We start from the raw sequence: 21,616 nt of genomic DNA, 5'->3' as shown, positions 1-21,616 counted from the left end.
ATTTGTCAAGTGTTTTTTGATTTTGGACATAAAAAAAGCAGAATATGCATTTCTACATATTCCACTCTTTTCACTCTGAGATGATTATCCTTATCTTAATGACATTGGGCTAACGACAACCATCTTTCCTCCGTTACATTGTATAATGTAACTATGATAAGCAATAAATATTATAACGAATTTTTTGAATTAGGACAACAGAAAATTAACTTTAGTTTCTTCGAATTGCATTTACCTGATGACGATCCAGTCTACACCCTTAAAAAAGTTTTGGAGGATATCGATTTTTCGAGCTTGATTGCTCGTTATTCATCTAAGGGAAGAAGCGGGTATAATCCGATTATGATGTATGCTTTAATCACTTATGCAAACATGCGTGGCATCAGATCTGTTGATCGTATTGTAGAATTATGCGAAAGGGATTTGGCTTTTATCTGGCTTGCTAAAGGTCAGAAGCCAAAACGGGATGCTTTTTATGAATTCAAAGGAGAAAAACTGACTGGCGAAGTGTTAGATGATCTGAATTATCAGTTCTTGCGTCGTCTGAAAAAGGAAGGACTGATCACTCTCGAAGCACTTTACATTGATGGAACAAAAATAGAAGCCAATGCCAATCGCTATACATTTGTATGGCGCGGAAGCATCAATTATCATCTTGCCGGACTTTTGGATACTATTGATGCGCTTTATACAAGATATAATGCACTTTTGAATGAAAATAATTATACTCAGAAATACGAACTGGGAAATGCACAGATGTTCATTATTGAAGGAATGGATAAAGTTCGGACTGTGATTGAAAAAAACCGGAAGCGTAAACTGACAAAACATAAAAAGCTACCTAATAATACGATCATTGAAATTGATAACTGTTCTCCGCTGGAAATTTTAAAGCTCCAGAAAAATTTATCGAAGATTGCCGATGGAGAAGGTATTGAGTTTGTTACTGGAAAAGGAAAAAGGAAATCGGAAATTCAGCAGCTTTATGAAGAACTGGAGCATTGTGGCAAACGTCTGATGGAATATAAAGAATGTTTTGAGGTTATGGGAAGAGATCGCAACAGTTATTCCAAGACAGATCTGGAAGCCACTTTTATGAGAATGAAAGAAGATCACATGCTGAACGGACAGTTAAAACCAGCGTACAATGTACAGATAGCTGTGGAGAACTATTTCATCATTCATGGGTATGTCAGCAATGACCGTACCGATTACAATACTTTGATTCCAGTTGTGGATAAACATATCAAAGCATTTGGAGCGGTTCTGAAAGAATTAACTGCAGACAGCGGATACTGCAGCGAGAAAAATCTTCTCTATCTAAAACAGAATAAAATCACAAGCTACATAAAACTGCAGGATCATGAAAAGCGAAAAACGCGTGCCTATGCAAAAGACATCAGCAAGTATTATAACATGACTACGCAGGTATACGAAGATGAACTTTATTATATCTGTCATGATGGAAGGGAACTGCGACATATCCGCACAGAAGAAAAAGAGCAGGATGGTTATACGCAGACGCTGGAGGTATATGGATGTGCAGATTGTAGCGGCTGTGAACACAAAGCCAAATGTTTGTATAAATATAATCCAGAAAAAGATACGGATAAAAATAAAGTCATGAAGATAAATGAGCAATGGGAAGAACTGAAGGAGGAATCCCATGCAAATGTTGAGAGCGAGAAAGGAATCCTGAATCGTCAGATTCGTTCGATCCAAACGGAAGGACATTTTGGAGATATAAAAGAAAACGAAAATTTCCGGCGTTTCAATTATCGTTCCACAGAAAAGGTATATAAAGAATTCATGCTGTATGCGATTGGTCGAAATATCAACAAATACCATCGTTTTCTTCATGATGAAATCAAAAAATTTGAAGGAAAACAGGAACAGAAAGCGGTTTAGAAAAATGTTTGCCTTACAATGACAGACGGTTTAATTTTTGTACCCTAAAATAAATATTATAAGCTGAAACAAGGATATCCCACGGGAAATCTCGTGCTGTAAAGCACGGAGTTCCGCGGGATATCCTTATTTCTTGGTTGAAGGACTAAAAATCGGTATTAACCGACAATCCCTTCGTTCGACAAATCTCATCATTATGCTCTGGACAGATATTCTCCAGTACGTGTATCAATCTTAATCGTCTCTCCCTGATCTACGAACAATGGTACCATTACCTGAGCGCCGGTCTCAACGATAGCTGGTTTTGTAGCACCTGTTGCTGTATTACCTTTTACACCTGGCTCTGATTCTGTGATCAGAAGCTCTACAGTAAGAGGTGGCTCAATTGAAAATGGATTACCCTGATAAGAAACGATCGTTACTTCTTCATTCTCTTTGACAAACTTCAGAGAATCACCAACAGTATCTTTGCTGACCGGAATCTGATCATAAGTTTCCTGATCCATGAAATAATACAGATCTCCATCATTATACAGATACTGCATTTTCTTTCTCTCGATATAGGCCTCGTCATATGTCTCTGTAGGACGGAATGTTCTTTCTACAACACCTCCATCAATGACATTTTTCAGCTTGGTACGAACGAATGCTGCACCCTTTCCTGGTTTTACATGAAGGAACTCTAATACCTGATATACATTTCCCTCAATCTCTAATGTCATACCATTTCTAAATTCGCCTGCGCTTTTTTTAGCCATTATATAATCCTCCTTAAATTGTGCCCCATATGGCACTTTACGTTCTTTTCACTCTATTCATTCTATAATAGATTATGCCTTTTTTCAACCTTTTTTTACCCGCTAAAAGTGGATTCTACCGCTGTTTCAGGCTCTTTTTGTAGAAATACAGCACAATCTTCTCCAAATATCTCTTTAATACAATCTGAATCTCTTCTTTCGGATGAATCGGTTTAACCAGAATATTACGGATTCCGGCACGTTTCGCTCCCCACACATCGGTAAAAAGCTGATCTCCGATGAACAATGAATTACTCTGATCTGTGCCCATGATCTCCATCGCCTTTTTGTAATTTTTTGTAGATGGCTTATGGGCGTCATAGACATAATCTACCTGAATATCTTTATTAAACATCTGGACTCTCGGTTCCTGATTATTAGAGATCAGACAGCAGCAAAATCCTATCTTCTTCAGCCGCTCAAACAGTGCCACTGCCCTGTGGTCAGCCGGCGCCCCGTGAGGAACCAATGTATTATCAATATCAAAAATCAGGCCCCGGTAACCTTCCTCATATAATTTTTCAAAATCAATCACATACGTAGACGCTACATAAGCATCTGGAAAAAACATATCAAACATTATTTTTCATCCATTTCTGTCAGACGCTGAACCAGTTCTTCACAGATCTGAAGAACCGTCTTATTATCAGTATTAATCACAATATCTGCTGCTGCTTCATATTTTCCTCGGCGCTGCTCCATCAACTCTGAGATACCTTCTACATTCTTTCTTCCGCGCAATACCGGACGATCATCACTGTCCTTGACACGCTCATAGATAATTTCAGGACTTGCCGTTAAGAGCACCACTCTTCCATTTTTCTTCATCTCTTCCACATTACGTTCCCGAAGAGCTGCTCCTCCTCCACAGGAGATAACCGTATTTTTATGAGTCTGCATCTCGATCAGAAGATTCGTCTCCAGATCTCGGAAATATTCTTCTCCATAGGTAGAGAAAATATCCGGGATACTCATTTCTTCACGTTCTGCAATCACCCTGTCCATCTCTACGATATCCATATCAAACATGATACTCAGATAATCTGAAATCGTAGACTTTCCTGCACCCATGAACCCAATCAACACAATATTATAATCAAATAGTTTTCTTGCCTGGATTCTCTTACTATTTCTTAAAATACAGTGGAATACATCAAATATCTCATCCCTGTATTTGTTATCAACAAGCTTTGCTTCCAACCGTCTCTTTTGCTTCTCTTCCTGCTGTGGCTGAAGAATTGGCATTCCATATTCTTCTTTATACGCCATAATCTTTTCTACAATGGAGTTTCTCTCAACTAAGGCATCAATAATCTTGTCATCGCACAGCCCGAGTTGTTCTCTGTACATCTCTAAGTCGTTCATCCTTCTCTTCTCCTACTTTCTAACTAACCATACGCACGTGTGTATTATAGCAACAATCCACAGGTTGCGCAAGATTTTCCTTTGACAACTCCATTAATAACTTTCCAATGTTTTCTTCACATCCTGTCTGAATGCCTGCCAGGCTGCCTCATTTTCTACAAAATATTTAGGACAGTTCTTCCCGGTCACATCATAATGCCGAATAACATCCTCCTCGTTCAGATCAAATTTTAGACATAACCAGGCACAAAGCTGTACCATAGACTGATAAGTAGCATCGTTGAACTCTCCCGTATCATCCGGGTGACAGCATTCGATGGAAACAGTATCAATATTCCGGTCATTGGAGGCATAAGCTACTTCCCAGGTCGGCACACATTGTACAATCTCACCTTCCAGACCTATCACAAAATTACTGCTGACTTTGGTATCATGTCCGTCCTTCAGGCTTTCAAAATAATCTCGGTTTTCCATGGCAGTTGCCCCTGGATTGGCCGTATAATGAACAACGATTCCTGTAATTTTATTCGTCTCTATTCCCGGTCTGGAATAAGGATTCACCGTCAGCAGTTCCACATCAATATCCGGCTTCAGCGCCTCTATTCTATCATTATCCAATTCCATATACTGGTCTGTAAACCAGGAAGGCTTTGCAATTCTTAATATAATGAAAAGAACGAATAGCACGACTAATAAGAGCAGGCCCAGACGTATATTACGCTGGACCCTTCTTTTTTGCTGTGCTTCAGTCAGTTTTCTATGGTATCTTCTTTTTCGCTTCTTCATGAGTCTTCTCCGTTTAACGTTCTTGCATCTGAGTATACCATAACTTTTTTATGTATTCATGAAGACTTTCTTAAAAACCGATAAAATCCTCTTAAACTATGAATTTGTAAGTCGTTGTTGTATCGTATTTCTCTCCTGCTTTCAAAACCGGTCCTTCAAAATTCTCTTTATGGATAGCATCCGGGAAATACTGGGTCTCCAGACAAGCGGCCTGACGCTTCTCATATACTGCACCTTCCTTACCTTGTTCATGCTCAAGGAAATTGCCTGTATAAAACTGCACTCCCGGAAGATCTGTAGATACTTCCATGGTAATTCCAGTCTGTTCACAATACATCTGTGCGATCTTACGCTCGCCCGTACCATTCAATACCCAGTTGTGATCATATCCCAGGCCGAATTTCAGAGCTTCATAATCCATATCGATCTCCTTGCCGATTGCCTTCATCTGTCGGAAATCCATAGGTGTTCCCTCTACCGGAACGATCTCTCCGGTGGGAATAGACTCTGCATCCGCTCTGGTAAACGCATCTGCACAGATCATAACTTCCTGATCAAGTATCGTTCCGGACGCATGTCCTGCCAGATTAAAATAGCTGTGATTCGTAAGATTCATTAAAGTATCTGTATCCGAAACTGCCTGATAATGAATCTTTACTTCATTTTCTTCGGTCAATGTATAGGTCACATAAATCCTGGCATTTCCTGGATACCCCTGATCACCATCCGGACTGTAAAGATAGAACCTTACATGGCTGTCATCTGCTTCTTCCACTTGCCACATTCTCTTATTATAGTAATCCCTTCCGCCATGAAGAGAATTCTGATTATCATTCTGCGTCAAATGATAAGTTGTTCCATTCAACTCAAACTCTGCCTTTCCAATCCGATTCGCAACTCTGCCGACCGTTGCTCCCAGATGGACCGTACCATTTTCATAACCTTCTACCGTATCATATCCCAACACTACATCCAGAAGACAACCATTCTGATCCGGAACCAAAACTTGTACCAAAGTTGCACCATAATCAGACACAACAACTTCCATTCCATTCTGATTTTTCAAAGAATATTTTACCACATTCTCTCCTTTTGCTGTTGTCCCAAAATCACTTTTCATTCTCATACCCTCTTTTTCTTAATCGTGAAGAGATAGGCGGATCACAACCATTGTACCTTTCTCTTCCTTGCTGAAATATTTATTCCATAATCTAAACCATATATCATTTTGATTCTATCGTCAACATTATTTATACCGATTCCAATAAAAAAGCCATCCACTTCTACAATATCTGTAAAGCGGATAGCTTTTTATAAAAATTATTATATTTTATTCATCTGTGCTGTAGTTTGGTGCCTCTTTTGTAATATGAATATCATGCGGATGACTCTCTTTCAGAGAAGCAGCAGAGATCTTAACAAACTTGCCATTTCTCTTCAGATCTTCGATTGTCGGAGTACCACAATAGCCCATACCGGAACGAAGTCCACCCATTAACTGGAATACCGTATCTTCTACGGAGCCTTTATATGCGACACGTCCTTCTACACCTTCCGGTACCAGTTTCTTTGCATCGGACTGGAAGTAACGGTCTTTGCTTCCGTTCTCCATCGCTGCGATAGATCCCATTCCACGATATACTTTATATTTTCTTCCCTGATACAGTTCAAATGTTCCCGGGCTCTCGTCACATCCGGCAAAGATGCTTCCCATCATGCAGACATTGGCTCCGGCTGCGATAGCCTTTGTCATATCACCGGAATACTTAATACCACCATCGGCAATGATCGGAATTCCATACTTATCTGCCGCCTCGTAGCAATCCATAACTGCAGAGATCTGCGGAACACCAATACCTGCCACAATACGTGTCGTACAAATGGATCCTGGACCAATACCAACTTTCACAGCATCTACACCAGCTTTGATCAAAGCCTCTGTTGCCTCACCTGTCGCTACATTACCCGCAATCACCTGAAGATCTGGGAATTTTGATTTTACCATATCTACAGTTCGGATGACATTGGCAGAATGCCCATGAGCAGAATCCATAACAACAACATCAACCTTTGCGTTCACAAGTTCCTGTGCTCTCTCCAGACAGTTTGCTGTAATTCCGATCGCTGCACCACAGAGCAGACGTCCCTGGGAATCCTTTGCGGATAATGGATATTTGATCTGTTTTTCAATATCTTTAATTGTGATAAGACCTTTCAAATTGAAATCCTCATCTACAATCGGAAGTTTTTCTTTTCTTGCTTTTGCAAGAATCTTCTTTGCCTCTTCCAGAGTGATTCCTTCCGGTGCTGTAATCAATCCCTCGGAAGTCATAGATTCTTTAATCTTTTTAGAGAAATCTTCTTCGAATTTTAAATCACGGTTTGTAATAATACCTACCAATTTTCCATTTTCAGTAATTGGCACACCTGAAATTCTGAACTTAGCCATCAGATTGTTGGCATCTTCCAGAGTATTCTCCGGTGACAGATAAAATGGATCTGTGATAACCCCATTTTCGGAACGCTTTACCTTATCAACCTCTTCTGCCTGCTGTTCGATTGACATGTTTTTATGAATAATACCAATTCCTCCCTGACGAGCCATTGCAATGGCCATACGATGTTCTGTTACCGTATCCATACCTGCGCTCATCATTGGTATATTTAACTTGATTTTTTTTGTTAAATAAGTTGATAAATCCACCTGATTTGGAATTACTTCTGAATAAGACGGAACTAAAAGTACATCATCAAACGTAATGCCTTCTCCGATTATCTTTCCCATGATTGTCATCCTCTCTTTCTCTCTCTTCAATTTTATGATTATCTGCTATAATAACTAATTTGTATATCACTTGTCAACATATTTCGTCCGCTTTTTTCTTTTCAGACAATTTATTTGCGAATAACTTTACGTGGCGCCATCAGGAAGAATCCTTCCACAATTGTCTCATTTGGCTCAAACAGAATCTTCTTTACCTCACCCTGATTCGCTGTTATCAGAGCATACACTCTTGCCAGTCCAGTTCCCGAACTATAATCATAGACCTTTGCATTCTGATACTGACGCAACTCCACTGCATCTGCCGGCGCCAGCATCTCCAGATCAGATACATTCATCGAAAATACTCTTTTTCTTTTTGACTTATTCATAATCTTGTCAATATCCAGATCGCCATTCACATATAAGTATTCATACTCAACCTTCAGCCGATGGAACATGAATATATCAAGCCCGATTAACAGAACTGGTACCAGAATAATAATCGGATAATAAAGCACTGCCAGAATAGATACGATTGTCACCGCAATCAGTATCGCTTTCGTCATCATATCTTTCATATCTGGTTTTTTCTTCACCAATTGTTCAGTATAATAGTCGCTCATTTTTTCTTCCTCCAAAATTTTAATTAAAGATATTGTAGCACATTTTAGGACAAAAAGAAAACTCCTCACAAGAGGAGTTTTCAAAATTTTCACACTTTATGTGTATCTGTTTACATCATGCCCATTCCGCCGCCTGCACCAGCTGGCATTGCCGGGGTCTCTTCTTTGATATTGGCAACAACAGACTCCGTTGTCAGAAGTGTAGATGCAACACTTGTTGCATTCTGAAGTGCACTTCTTGTTACCTTAGCCGGATCAAGAATACCACTCTCTACCATATCTACATAGTTCTCTGTCAATGCATCGAAACCAATACCTGGCTCTGATTCTTTTACTTTATTGATGATCACAGAACCTTCCAATCCGGCATTTGCTGCAATGTGATACAATGGAGCTTCCAGAGCTTTCAGGATTACATTCGCACCTGTCTTCTCATCACCTTCCAGAGTATCTGCAAGAGCTGCAACCTCTTTTGTAGCGTGGATATATGCAGAACCGCCTCCTGCAATAATACCTTCTTCAACAGCTGCTCTTGTTGCTGCAAGTGCATCTTCCATACGAAGTTTTGCTTCTTTCATCTCTGTCTCTGTTGCTGCACCAACACGGATTACAGCTACACCACCTGCAAGTTTTGCAAGTCTTTCCTGAAGTTTCTCTCTGTCGAAATCAGATGTTGTCTCTTCAATCTGCATCTTAATCTGAGCCACACGGTCAGCAATCGCTTTCTTATCGCCCATACCATCAACGATAACTGTGTTCTCTTTCTGTACTTTTACAGATTTTGCACGTCCAAGTTGATCCAGCGTAGTCTCTTTCAGATCCATTCCCAGTTCATCAGAGATGACCTGTCCGCCTGTCAGAATAGCAATATCTTTGAGCATTTCTTTTCTTCTGTCACCATAGCCAGGAGCTTTTACAGCAGCTACATTGAATGTTCCACGCAGTTTGTTCACAATTAACGTAGTAAGTGCCTCTCCTTCTACGTCCTCTGCAATGATCAATAATCTTGCACCAGACTGTACAATCTGCTCTAACAATGGAAGAATCTCCTGAATATTAGAAATCTTCTTATCTGTGATCAAGATATATGGATCATCAAGAATAGCTTCCATCTTATCCATATCCGTTGCCATGTATGCAGATACATATCCACGATCAAACTGCATACCTTCTACCAGATCAAGTTCTGTCTTCATTGTCTTGGACTCTTCGATTGTGATAACTCCATCGTTAGATACCTTTTCCATTGCATCTGCAACCATCTCTCCAACTTCTACATCGCCAGCTGAGATTGCTGCAACTTTTGCGATCTGATCTTTATCTCTTACTTTACTGGACATCTTAGCAATTGCTTCAACAGCTGCATCTGTTGCTTTCTTCATACCTTTACGGAGAATAATCGGATTAGCACCTGCTGCCAGGTTCTTCATTCCTTCATGTACCATAGACTGTGCCAATACAGTTGCTGTTGTAGTACCATCTCCGGCAACATCATTTGTCTTAGATGCAACTTCCTTGATCAACTGTGCTCCCATATTCTCAAAAGCATCTTCCAATTCGATCTCTTTTGCAATTGTAACACCATCATTTGTAATCAGTGGTGCACCGAATGATTTGTCAAGAACAACATTACGTCCTTTTGGTCCAAGTGTTACTCTCACTGTGTCTGCCAACTGGTTAACTCCTGCTTCCAATGCGCTTCTTGCTTCTGCGCCATATTTAATTTCTTTTGCCATGATAAATCTGCCTCCTATATTCTATTAAAAAACTTTTCTATATTCATTATTATTGACTGTTCTTTATTCACAGATGGCAAGAATGTCATCCTGTTTTACAATAATATATTCTTCGTCTTCAATCTCTACAGTTGTTCCTGAATATTTAGAATAAATAACCTTCTGTCCAACTGTAACATTCATTGTCACTTCTTTTCCATCAACTGTTCCACCTGGTCCAACAGCAATTACTTCTGCCTGCTGTGGTTTTTCTTTTGACTGTCCAGGAATGACTATTCCTGACTTTGTAGTCTCTTCTGCAACCAACTGCTTTAATACAACTCTGTCTCCTAATGGTACTAATTTCATATTTATTCCTCCTTAATTATATTCAAAGATTTGTCAGCACTCACAAAAAGAGAGTGCTAAAAGACTCTAGATATAAAATAGCACTCTCTTTCTACTTTGTCAACACACTTTCTATTTAGTTTACAAGTTTTTTATAAAATCCATTTCGAATCTGAAACTTCAATATCTTACCCGATTTATTCCAATAACGCTCTTTGATGAATCCATTGCACCCAATATTTCCGTTTGACGTCTCAATACGGCATTCATAGATTCCATCCAGTGAAAATATCGGAAGTTCTGTCTCCTCTGATAGAAAATATATGCATTCTTCGTCTGGATTATACGTAATGATTTTACAACTATGAGAAGTTTCATCAAAATATCCGTCTTTAAGTACCATTCTCGACATTTGAAGCTCTGCCGGACACTTTTCGTACATATATATTTCTCCTTTCCTATTGATACCCCGTCGAGATATTACAGCTAAACTCAAATAAGGGTATCAGTTGCCCGATACCCTTTCTACTCTGACTATTTCATACGTTCTGCTTTGATATGTTCTAATTCTGTAAATACATAATCATTAACAACTTTAATGTAGGTTCCTTTCATACCGGAAGAACGTGATTCAATTACGCCGGCACTCTCGAACTTACGGAGTGCATTTACAATTACAGATCTCGTAATTCCAACACGATCCGCAATCTTGCTTGCAACCAGAATTCCCTCGGTTCCATCAAGTTCATCAAAAATATGAATGATAGCTTCTAACTCTGAATAAGATAATGTACTGATTGCCGACTGGACAATATGTTCTTTTCTGGTCTCTTCAGCACTTTCTTCATTCACCGAACGAAGCATCTCCAATCCTACAACTGTTGCTCCATACTCACTCAAGATAATATCATCAATCTCATACATCTGTTCTTTTTTATAGATAAATAAAGTACCCAGGCGCTCTCCTGCAATATCAATCGGCGTAATAATTGCCTGATATTTTTTCACTGCATCTTCAGAAAAACCTAATGTCTGCAGATTCACATTCTCTTTAGTTGATAAGATACTCAAAAGTCGCTCATTTAGCATATCATCAATATGTTTTCCGATTTCCTGCTCAATCAATTCTTTAATATAAGGTACATTGTCACATTTGCTTCCCCCAAGTACCTTTCCCTTTTTACTTACGACTAATACATTCGAATCTAAAATCTGCGTAAGCACTTCACAAATGTCATTAAATACAACTTTACTCGAATTGTTGTTGTGCAGTAATTTGTTGATTTTTCTGGTTTTATCTAACAATTGTACGCTCATTGACATTCCACCATCCTTTGATTGATATATTATCATACAATTCTAGAAGTTTCAATTAATTTCCTAATTATTTTTGTTATTTTCTTTATTTTCTACATATCCACACTGCTCATCACCGCAGAGAAGCTTATTCCCTTTCTCTACCATATATTTTCCACACCTTGGACATTTCTTTGTAGATGGTTTCTGCCATGACATAAATTCACATTCTGGATTGTTCTCACATCCGTAATATTTTCTTCCTTTTTTCGTCTTTCGAATTACCACATCTTTACCGCACACCGGACAAGGAACACCTATTTTCTCTAGGTAAGGCTTTGTGTTACGACATTCTGGAAATCCCGGGCATGCCAGAAAACGTCCATGTGGTCCATATTTAATGACCATATTTCGTCCACACTGATCACAGATGACATCCGTCACTTCATCTTCGATTTTCACTTGTTCCTGTTCTTTCTCCGCAATCTCTACTGCTGCCTCCAGATCAGGATAGAAATTCTCAATAATTGTCTTCCAATTCACTTTACCTTCTGCCACACCGTCCAAAAGGCTTTCCATATTGGCTGTAAAATTCACATCCACAATACTTGGGAAGGATTGCTTCATAATATTATTCACAACCTCTCCAAGTTCCGTCAGATACAGATTCTTATTCTCTTTTGCCACATAACGTCTTGCAATAATGGTAGAAATCGTCGGTGCATAAGTACTCGGACGTCCAATTCCTAACTCTTCCAATGTCTTTACCAAGGTTGCTTCTGTATAATGTGCCGGTGGCTGTGTAAAATGCTGTTTTGTCTCAAAACTTTCCTTAGAAAGAACGGAATCCTTATCCAATCCTTTCAGCAATACATTATTTTCTTCTTTTTCTTCTCCTGCTTCTGTGTATACCGTTCGGAATCCTTCAAATGCAATCTTGGAAGCCGCCACTGTAAAATAATACTTTCCAGCTGCAATCTTCACAGATGTGGTCTCATATCTTGCGGGCTGCATTCTGCTGGCAACAAAACGCTTCCAGATCAACTGATACAAACGGAACTGGTCTCTGGTTAAGGAATCCTTCATTGCTGCCGGAGTGCGTGTCACATCCGTCGGACGAATTGCTTCGTGAGCATCTTGAATAATCTTATGCCCATCTCCAGACTTTGCCTCATTTACAGCCACATAATCCTGTCCATAACTTGAAGCAATATATTCCCGCACGTTGGCATCTGCCTCTTCAGAGACACGGGTGGAATCGGTACGAAGATAAGTGATCAGACCTACCGTTCCATTTCCTTTAATATCAATTCCTTCGTATAACTGCTGGGCAATCCTCATTGTCTTAGCTGTTGCAAAATTCAGTGCTTTAGATGCCTCCTGTTGTAAAGTACTCGTCGTAAAAGGTACTGGTGACTTCTTCGTTCTCTCACCTTTTTTTACATCTGCCACTGAATAGTCTGCATATTCCAGATCCTTGATGATTGCATCCAGCTCTTTCTGAGAATGAATCGTCATCTTCTTATCTGTTCCATAGAACTTAGCTGTCAGAAGTTTTCTCTCGCCCTCTACCTTCAGGTTCGCATCCAATGTCCAGTATTCTTCTGGAATAAAAGCATTGATCTCATCTTCTCTGTCTGCAATGATTCGAAGTGCTACCGACTGTACACGTCCGGCACTTAATCCTCTCTTTACCTTTGCCCATAAAAGCGGACTAATCTTATATCCAACAATTCGATCAAGAATTCTTCGTGCCTGTTGTGCATCAACAAGATCCATATCGATTTCTCGCGCATTTTTCAGAGATGCTTTTACGGCATTTTTAGTAATCTCATTAAAACTGATTCTGTACGTCTTTTTATTTTCCAATTTCAAAGCCTGACTCAGATGCCATGAAATTGCTTCTCCTTCACGGTCCGGGTCAGTTGCGAGATACACTTTATCGGCCTTCTTCACTTCCTTGCGAAGGTTGGCAAGAATCTCTCCTTTTCCCCGGATTGTAATATACTTCGGCTCGTAATCATGCTCAACATCAACTCCAAGCTGACTCTTGGGCAGATCTCTTACATGTCCATTTGATGCGGTCACCACATAATTACTTCCTAAAAATTTCTTGATGGTCTTCACTTTTGCTGGTGACTCCACAATTACAAGATAACGTGCCATAAAATAATTTCCTCCATGAAAATATATCCACCGGTATCATCTACCGGAGCTTTACATAATAATTTTTAGATATTTCTTTCACATATCCTTTCATTTCCAGAGTAATCAGCTGTTCCAGGAGTTCCTGTACATTCAGTCCAGTCTCCTCTAATAGCTGACTCATTCCCTTTGGAAATAAACCGAGACAACTATACACCATATTTTCTGTACTTTCAAGCACTTTTTCATTTTTGTCAATTATTTGCCCTTGATTCACAATATTTATACCTAACTCAATCAATAAATCTTCCGGGGATATCAGGATTCCTGCACCCTGACGAATCAAACGATGGCATCCCTGACTCATAGAACTCGTCACAGGTCCCGGCAAAGCATACACATCTTTTCCCTGCTCCAGTGCCATATCAGCCGTGATCAGCGACCCACTTTTTTCTTTTGCTTCTATCACAAGAACCACATCCGCCAGTCCACTGATGATTCGATTCCTTTCAGGAAAATAAGCCGGCAACGGGGGCTGTCCGGGAATCTGTTCAGATATGATTCCTCCCTTTTGTTGAATATCCATATATAATCCAATATTCTCCCTGGGATAACAGATATCTACCCCACATCCCAGCACTCCATAGGTTGCTCCTCCTGCATTCAGCGCTCCTCTTTGCCCCGCCCCGTCAATTCCTCTCGCCATTCCGCTGATAATCTGTATTCCTTCTGAAGCCAAAGCCTCACCATACTCTAACGCAATCTGTTCACCATAGTGTGTACATCTTCTTGCACCTACAATTGCAACTGAAACCTGATTTTCCCTGGGAAGGCTACCTTTTACATAGAGTGCGTAAGGTGGCTGCGAAATATTCGTAAGCTTCTTGGGATATTCTTCTGAAAAATACGGAATCATCCGTATCCCTTGTTCCTGCAGTTTCTCCCAACACTTCTCTATCTCCCATTCTTTTTTTGATCTTAAAATAGTATCCACATCTCGACTTTCCAAAAAGTTCAGGAATCGCAGATGTATTTCTTCTATATTATATATAGTTTTTCCATCTCCATATTCTTCTCTCAACAGTCTTTTTTTCTTGTCAGATAATGGGCGAATTGCTGACAGCCAATATTCATACATCATTTACTCTTTCACCTTCCCCAATACTTCTTTTCCATTGTTCGATATCCAATTGCCTCTTTCAGATGATGCTCCCGAATCTGCTCACTCATCTCCATATCGGCAATCGTCCGTGCAACACGTAATATCTTATGATAAGTCCGTGCTGTAAGTCCTAATACGTTAAATGCCTGCTTCATCAGACGTTCTTCTTTTGCTCCTAAGACACAATATCTCTGCAAATCCTTCGCACTAAGCATGGAGTTCGTCCTGATTGTCGTTTCCAAATAACGCAGGTTCTGAATCTCTCTTGCCTGACAGACTCGTCTGCGTATAGATTCCGAACTCTCTTGTCTCTCTCCAGCGCTTAAGTCTTCATAAGAAATTCTTGGTGCTTCTACACAGATATCAATCCGATCCAAGAATGGCTGACTGATTCTGCCAAGATATTGCTGGATCTGTGAAGGAGTACATGTGCATTTCTCAAGATTCGGATAATTTCCACATGGACATGGATTCATAGCTGCAGCCAATGTAAAATTCGCCGGGAACACGTAATTCCCATGACTTCTGGTAATCCGAATCTGATGTTCTTCTAACGGTTGCCGTAGCACTTCCAGTACCGGCTTCTGAAATTCTGCCAATTCGTCCAGAAACAATACACCACCATGCGCTAAGCTGATCTCTCCCGGCACTGGGATCAGCCCTCCGCCTATTAGTGCAGCCTTTGTTACTGTATGATGTACGCTGCGAAACGGTCTCCCAGTAATCAGTGGATGTTCTTTATCTACCATTCCTAAGACACTATATATCTTCGTAATCTCCATACTTTCTTCCAGAGTCGGAGGTGGCAGTATGGTCGGGATTCTCTGGGCCATCATGGATTTTCCGCTTCCAGGCGGTCCCACAAGGAGCAGGTTATGCCCTCCTGCCACTGCCACTTCTGCTGCCCGCTTGACCGCCTGCTGTCCTTGAATATCACTGTAATCTACCAGCGTTGTTCCAAGTGGATTCTCCATTCCTTGCTTATGTTTAGAGTTAACATATTGCAATGCCTTCTCACCCTTCAGATAAGCGCATGCTTCTTTCAGATGTTCTACTCCAAGAATCTGCATATTCTCTACTAATGCTCCCTCCGACATATTTTGCTTTGGAAGAATACAGGCCTTACAGCCTTCCTCCCGTGCTTTCATCACAATCGGAAGAACTCCCGACACCGCCTGTACACTTCCATCCAGCCCCAATTCTCCTAGCACAAGAATATCTTTAAGCTTCTCTTCCGGGAATATTCCCAATGCAGCCAATAACGCCAGCGCGATCGGCAGATCAAAAGAAGCTCCCCGCTTTCTTACTGTGGCCGGTGCCAGATTAATTACCATCTTTTTCGCCGGAATACGAATCTCTGAATTCCGTACTGCAGTCCGCACCCTTTCCGAGGCTTCTTTCACCTCTGAAGACAGATATCCCACCATGTGAAATACTGGCAGTCCATTACTTACATCTGCTTCCACGTGTATCATCTCTACATGAAGGCCGTGAATTGCAGCGGATAATACTGAACTAAATGCCATTTACGCACTCCTTTCTCTTTGCAATTATCAAATTATACTTTGGATGATTTGGACCGATACAGTCCGATAAGATTTTTATCTAGAAAAAAATCAGGATAAGAGGATTCCCTTATCATAAATGTGAATCCATCTTATCCCAATCATTTAGTAATGTCAATTATTTTTTTACATGATCCTATGCATTTTTAGAAGGTGCCAGAACTCCGGCTCCAATAATCACAAGACACACGAAGATTCCAAGAAACAGGGAATCAAACGGCAGTCCCAAAAGATTACCGCCCAGCACTGCAATTGGTCCTGCGGCCATAGAGACAAGCACTGCCCAGGATGCCACCTTCCCTTTGGCAAATAAAGCACAGGTAAGCGGAATAAATACGACCGTTCCCCGAATTCCCATAGACAAGAATCCAAAATCATTGATAATTGCTCCTGGAACAACCAGAGCAATTGCCGCTGCACAACAGAGAATGACCACAATCGTAACTCTTGTTGTATATAACTTCTTCTTTACATCCGCCAGCTGCTTTGATATCTTACAGAAAATATCATTCACCAAGATCGTTGCCACACCAAGGGACAGACCCGCACCTCCGGCGATAACAGTAACCAGCAGTGTACCAAGTACTATTCCCCCAATAAACTTTGGCATATAATGCAGAACAAACGTCGGAAATACCTGCGAAGAACTTGCAATCTCAATCATTCCCTCTGGAATGCCCTTTCCCGTTTCTGTAAGCGCTGCAATTTCATCCGTCGTCATGCAATGATTTCTCATAAACATTCCAATAAATATACATGCAATTCCAATCGGTGGAATAAGTACTGCACTTAACATGGCACCTTTTCTTGCCTTACTGTCACTTTTGGCGGACCAGATTGCCTGGGCATAGGTCTGTGTTGCCAGTACTCCCAACAAAAGTGACAGGCCGGAACCCATATCTTTCAAAAATCCTCTGGAAAACAGACTGAAATATCTTGCTGACACATCTTCAGAAGCCGTAATCCCAGCCAATTCTCCTACATCCGTTCCCACAAGTGTCGCACGTAATTGATCAATCAAAGCACTGATTCCGTGACTGTTCGTCAGAACAATTCCTAATCCCAATATGGATGCGCCATAGAGCAGAATCAGTTTTACCACTCCACCCATTCCGGCGCCCCATGCACCACCGAACACCACATAAATCATCATAACTACGACAGATATCATAGCTGCCGGCAGAAAATCCATATGAAAAATGGTCGTCAAAAGTGCACAGCTAGACAATACCTGTGCAATCACGCTGATAAAAATACCAATGGAACACAATACAGATCCTGCATATTCAGCCTTCGTGCCATATTCTTTTCCGATAACTTCCAGCAACGTAATACTGCCGCTGTGCCGTAATGGAATCACATACCCGATTGCCAGAATCAGGCAGCCAATTCCAGATCCTAAAGTGAACCACCAGGCTGACATTCCATATTCAAAAGCCAGTTGTGCAGTCCCGATGGTCGCCTGACCACTGACCAGACTTCCCATAATGGCTCCACACACGATCCATGGTCCTGCCTTTCCTCCACCAGTATCAAAATCCGAGGCATCCGATACCATTCTTCCTGAATAGATACCTACGCCAATGATAATGGCTATAATCAGTATAATTCCTAACAGATTCCATATTCCAATGTCCAATGTTCCTTCTCCTCGTTTCTTATCTAGTTCTTGTATATAACGTCAAACCCTGGAAAAACAGGTTCTCCGGTATATGATTTCGGCTCTTCTCTGCCTTCGAGTACACGAAGAGCGCCTGCAGCCAATGCATCCATCTCAAATTCTCCCGGATATACCTTAACCGGTGCAATGAACTCAACTCGCTCTTTCAGCATATTTACCATCATCTCTGAATAGGCAACTCCGCCGGTCAAAATAATAGCATCAACCTTTCCTTTCATAACGGATGCCATCGCTGCAATATCTTTTGCAATCTGATAAGCCGTTGTCCGGTATACCAATTCTGCAAATCTATCGCCATCTTCAATTCTCTGCTCTACTTCACGGGCATCAGACGTTCCAAGATGTGCCGTCCAGCCACCGGTCTTCATTACCTTCGTAAGCATTTCCTTTTTCGTATATTTTCCAGAATAACAGAGTTCAATTACATCTGCAAGTGGAGCGGTGCCACTTCTGGTCGGAGCCATACGTCCCTCTCCACGTGTACTGTCAACGGTATCTACCATCTTTCCTTGACAATGTGCACTGACAGAGATTCCTCCACCAAGATGCGCTACAACGAGATTCAATTCTTCGTAAGCTTTTTGACAATCAACCGCATATCTTCTGGCTGCTGCGCGCTGATTCAGCGGATGTCCACGACTGGTACGGAATAGTTCTACAAAACCTGTCATACGCGCTTCTTCTTCAAATTCATCAACACTGCTCGCATCAACGATAAATGCACGTCCACCAAACTCTTCCGCAAAGTCTTTTGCAAGAAGGGGGCCTAGATTTCCCGGATGCTTACTTCCTGGCCCAATCTGCCCGTGCTCATACATTTTCTCATTTACTTCGAACACACCGCCTGCCATCGGCAATAATCCTGTACAGATTGCAGAAAATGCGTCTGCCGTACTCGGATCAACACCTTTTTCCTTCAAAGTTTTTGTAATGATCTCCTTGCGATAAGGAAGTTGATCCACAATATTCGGAAATACCGCCAGATCTTTGGCTGGATGATCAATTGTCTCCGAAAAAACCTTCTGATCATCCTCATACAATGCAACTTTTGTAGAAGTTGATCCAGGATTTAATACAATAATTCGATACATATGCCCTCCTTAATTCTTTCCCATTGCCTGTGCAGCAAGTACAGCAAGTGCAATAGAATTCATCTTGGATGTATCCGAACTTGCTCTGGATGTCAAAACCATAGGTTTTGCAGCACCCATAATACATCCGGCTTTTTCACATTTTGCAAAATATTCCATAGATTTATTCAGAATATTTCCCGCCTCAATATCCGGTGTGATCAGAATATCCGCATTTCCAGCCACCGGATGGTCAATTCCCTTATGGCGCGCAGCTTCAACAGATACTGCGTTATCCATAGCAAGAGGACCTTTGACCATACATCCAGTGATCTCTCCTTCTTCATTCATCCTGGTAAGTTCTGCTGCATCCAGAGTTGCCGGCATCTTAGGGTTGACCTTCTCTACCGCGCAGAGAACTGCCACTTTCGGATTATCATTTCCCATAGCATGTGCAATCTGTGTACATGCCTTGATCAGATCTACCTTCTGTTCCAATGTAGGCGCGATCGTCATAGCAGAATCACTTAACAAAAACATACGGTCAAATCCTGCTACTTCCATCAATCCTACGTGACAGATCAGATTTCCGGTTCTTAATCCGTATTCTTTATTCAATAAAGCCTTTAATGCAACCGAAGTATCTACGAATCCTTTCATCGGAAGGGATGCTTTTCCTTCTCTTACCAGCTTAATTGCAGTTGCACATGCTTCCGGCTTTTCTTCTTCATTTACAATTTCAAATTTAGACAGGTCAATTCCCTGTTCTTTCGCGATTTCTCTTATTTCTTTTTCATTTCCTATCAGGTATGCCCCTTGAATGATCCGATTCTGGTATGCATTCCAGACAGACAACAGAACATCTGCATCCTGGGAAACAGCCACAGACAAAGTCTGTGGCTCCCCATTCTGTACTTTTTCAATTAACTCTTTAAAACTACGAATCATAACATGTCTCCAATCTACTCAGCCCAGATCTCTTCATCTGTCGGGATCGGCTTATCTGGCAATACATATGCGATTCTTGCAATATTTACAAGATGATTCCACCATAAGTTCTCGCTGAGGGAGTTATTGCCCCAGGTTCCGCATCCAAGTGTTGCTGTTGGATTCAGACCATTGTCAAATCCACCGCCAAGTCCGGAAGAACCGATCATGTTTACACCAATACGGGATACCGGAAGTAATTCTGCTGCATACTCGACATGTTCTTTTGTATTAGAATGAACAACGGCACTGTGGCCTGCTCCTTCATTTTTCAGGTTTGTGACAGCCTTATCTACTGCTTCTTCCCAGGTATCATAGCTGTTGATTGCCAGAACCGGACACAGTTTTTCTTTTGCAAGGCACTCTTCTGCTCCAGATTTTTCAATCTCTACCAGTAAAAATCTTGTATCCGCCGGAACTTCCAGGCCTACCAGATCAGCGATAAATGTTGCAGAAGCACCTACTGCGTCTTTGTTGATTACACCATTCGGGAACAGACCTTTTCGAAGTGTCTCAACATCTTCTGGTTTGTTGATATAATAAGCACCCTGTTTTACCAGTTCTTCTACCATCTCATCATGTTTGGATGCCGGGATATGTACACACTGTTCGCAAGTACAAAGAACACCATTATCATAAGTACGGCTTGTGGCAACTTTCTTTGCGACTGCTGCAATATCCGCATCTGTATCTACCAGCGTCTGTACATTTCCAGCTCCTACACCAAATGCCGGTTTTCCACTCTTATACGCAGCCTTTACCATTCCTGGACCTCCTGTAGAAATACAAGCATCACACTCGGACATCAACAAGCCGGACAGTTCTACGGTTGGTTCTGGGATAATCTGGATCAGATCCTCAGGAGCTCCTACAGACTTTAATGCCTCTCTCATAAGATTTACAGTTTCAACACCTGTTTTCTTTGCACGTGGATGTGGTCCGACGATGATTGCATTACCACCCTTCAATGCGATCATGGCATTCTGCATTGGAGTCATAGTAGGGTTCGTTGTCGGAGAAACAGCTCCAATAACACCAATTGGCTTTGCAACTTTTACAATGCCTTCCTCTTCCACGTATTCAATAATTCCACGGCTCTTAACACCTTTTAATTTGTTCCATACAGCCTTTGATTTTCCTTTGTTCTTTTTAATCTTATCCTCATAGACTCCCATACGTGTCTCTTCTACAGCCATCTTTGCCAACATTTCGCCATTGTCATAGATAATTTTTCCGATCGCGCGTACAGCTTTATCTACATCTTCCTGTGAGAACTGCTCAAATTCCTGCTGTGCTGCTCTTCCTTTTTGAATCAGATCCAATACATATTCTTTTGCTTCCATTCTTATTGCCTCCTTAAAATCGTTCCATCATTGTATGTTTAATGTACTACATTGTACGTTC

General features: G+C 41.0%; 19 protein-coding genes. 1 reads left to right on the top strand and 18 read right to left on the bottom strand.

Features of this window, described 5'->3' with window-relative positions; genetic code table 11:
* Positions 1 to 153 precede the first annotated feature (153 nt).
* On the top strand, positions 154 to 1,908 hold the full coding sequence (locus ACQRBH_RS09980; protein WP_427761520.1) for an IS1182 family transposase: 1,755 nt from the start codon (positions 154 to 156) through the stop codon (positions 1,906 to 1,908).
* Positions 1,909 to 2,102: 194 nt separating this feature from the next.
* Here ACQRBH_RS09980 and efp read toward each other — a convergent pair whose 3' ends face one another.
* From efp to ACQRBH_RS09890, 18 genes are all read right to left on the bottom strand, one after another.
* Positions 2,103 to 2,666 (bottom strand): elongation factor P, encoded by a 564-nt coding sequence (gene efp / locus ACQRBH_RS09975; protein WP_235232186.1) that lies wholly within the window; start codon positions 2,664 to 2,666, stop codon positions 2,103 to 2,105.
* Positions 2,667 to 2,781: 115 nt separating this feature from the next.
* The gene (locus ACQRBH_RS09970; RefSeq protein ID WP_235232185.1) at positions 2,782 to 3,285 is read right to left on the bottom strand and encodes a YqeG family HAD IIIA-type phosphatase; all 504 of its coding nucleotides are present in this window, start codon (positions 3,283 to 3,285) and stop codon (positions 2,782 to 2,784) included.
* Positions 3,285 to 4,070 (bottom strand): shikimate kinase, encoded by a 786-nt coding sequence (locus ACQRBH_RS09965; protein ID WP_427743304.1) that lies wholly within the window; start codon positions 4,068 to 4,070, stop codon positions 3,285 to 3,287. The genes ACQRBH_RS09970 and ACQRBH_RS09965 overlap by 1 nt, the downstream gene beginning before the upstream one ends.
* 93 nt (positions 4,071 to 4,163) lie before the next feature.
* A complete protein-coding gene (locus tag ACQRBH_RS09960) occupies positions 4,164 to 4,856 on the bottom strand; it encodes a peptidoglycan recognition protein family protein (protein WP_427743302.1) in 693 nt (230 codons plus the stop codon).
* A gap of 91 nt (positions 4,857 to 4,947) precedes the next feature.
* Positions 4,948 to 5,976, bottom strand: coding sequence for an aldose epimerase family protein (locus ACQRBH_RS09955; RefSeq protein WP_427761519.1), 1,029 nt, complete (start codon positions 5,974 to 5,976; stop codon positions 4,948 to 4,950).
* A gap of 210 nt (positions 5,977 to 6,186) precedes the next feature.
* Positions 6,187 to 7,641, bottom strand: a complete 1,455-nt coding sequence (gene guaB, locus ACQRBH_RS09950; RefSeq protein WP_235232181.1) for an IMP dehydrogenase — start codon at positions 7,639 to 7,641, stop codon at positions 6,187 to 6,189.
* 110 nt (positions 7,642 to 7,751) lie between these two features.
* Positions 7,752 to 8,243, bottom strand: a complete 492-nt coding sequence (locus ACQRBH_RS09945) for a DUF6106 family protein (protein WP_427761518.1) — start codon at positions 8,241 to 8,243, stop codon at positions 7,752 to 7,754.
* Positions 8,244 to 8,353: 110 nt separating this feature from the next.
* Positions 8,354 to 9,979 (bottom strand): chaperonin GroEL, encoded by a 1,626-nt coding sequence (gene groL, locus ACQRBH_RS09940; RefSeq protein ID WP_427743298.1) that lies wholly within the window; start codon positions 9,977 to 9,979, stop codon positions 8,354 to 8,356.
* Between the two features lie 63 nt (positions 9,980 to 10,042).
* Complete coding sequence (locus ACQRBH_RS09935; RefSeq protein WP_427743297.1) at positions 10,043 to 10,327, bottom strand: co-chaperone GroES; 285 nt, start codon at positions 10,325 to 10,327, stop codon at positions 10,043 to 10,045.
* 115 nt (positions 10,328 to 10,442) lie between these two features.
* Positions 10,443 to 10,748, bottom strand: coding sequence for a hypothetical protein (locus ACQRBH_RS09930; RefSeq protein ID WP_427743296.1), 306 nt, complete (start codon positions 10,746 to 10,748; stop codon positions 10,443 to 10,445).
* Between the two features lie 92 nt (positions 10,749 to 10,840).
* Positions 10,841 to 11,623 carry a GTP-sensing pleiotropic transcriptional regulator CodY gene (gene codY, locus ACQRBH_RS09925; protein WP_235232224.1) on the bottom strand — a complete coding sequence of 261 codons (783 nt, stop codon included), beginning with the start codon at positions 11,621 to 11,623 and terminating at the stop codon, positions 10,841 to 10,843.
* Between the two features lie 63 nt (positions 11,624 to 11,686).
* Positions 11,687 to 13,768, bottom strand: a complete 2,082-nt coding sequence (topA, locus tag ACQRBH_RS09920) for a type I DNA topoisomerase (RefSeq protein ID WP_427761517.1) — start codon at positions 13,766 to 13,768, stop codon at positions 11,687 to 11,689.
* Between the two features lie 40 nt (positions 13,769 to 13,808).
* Positions 13,809 to 14,888 carry a DNA-processing protein DprA gene (gene dprA, locus ACQRBH_RS09915; protein WP_235232175.1) on the bottom strand — a complete coding sequence of 360 codons (1,080 nt, stop codon included), beginning with the start codon at positions 14,886 to 14,888 and terminating at the stop codon, positions 13,809 to 13,811.
* Positions 14,889 to 14,896: 8 nt separating this feature from the next.
* Positions 14,897 to 16,435 carry a YifB family Mg chelatase-like AAA ATPase gene (locus ACQRBH_RS09910; RefSeq protein WP_427761516.1) on the bottom strand — a complete coding sequence of 513 codons (1,539 nt, stop codon included), beginning with the start codon at positions 16,433 to 16,435 and terminating at the stop codon, positions 14,897 to 14,899.
* 175 nt (positions 16,436 to 16,610) lie between these two features.
* On the bottom strand, positions 16,611 to 18,113 hold the full coding sequence (locus ACQRBH_RS09905) for a sodium:solute symporter family protein (protein ID WP_427761515.1): 1,503 nt from the start codon (positions 18,111 to 18,113) through the stop codon (positions 16,611 to 16,613).
* 23 nt (positions 18,114 to 18,136) lie between these two features.
* Positions 18,137 to 19,246, bottom strand: a complete 1,110-nt coding sequence (buk, locus tag ACQRBH_RS09900; RefSeq protein WP_235232172.1) for a butyrate kinase — start codon at positions 19,244 to 19,246, stop codon at positions 18,137 to 18,139.
* A 9-nt stretch (positions 19,247 to 19,255) separates the two neighbouring features.
* Positions 19,256 to 20,173: a phosphate butyryltransferase gene (locus tag ACQRBH_RS09895; RefSeq protein WP_427761514.1), complete on the bottom strand. Its 918-nt coding sequence runs from the start codon at positions 20,171 to 20,173 to the stop codon at positions 19,256 to 19,258.
* Positions 20,174 to 20,187: 14 nt separating this feature from the next.
* The gene (locus tag ACQRBH_RS09890; RefSeq protein ID WP_427761513.1) at positions 20,188 to 21,555 is read right to left on the bottom strand and encodes an aldehyde dehydrogenase family protein; all 1,368 of its coding nucleotides are present in this window, start codon (positions 21,553 to 21,555) and stop codon (positions 20,188 to 20,190) included.
* Between the last annotated feature and the right edge of the window lie 61 nt (positions 21,556 to 21,616).

The organism is Bariatricus sp. SGI.161 (genome assembly GCF_050313695.1).
Taxonomy (GTDB): Bacteria; Bacillota; Clostridia; order Lachnospirales; family Lachnospiraceae; genus JAFBIX01.
Note: the sequence above shows the minus strand (reverse complement) of the source record. Positions and strands in the feature narration are given on the sequence as shown.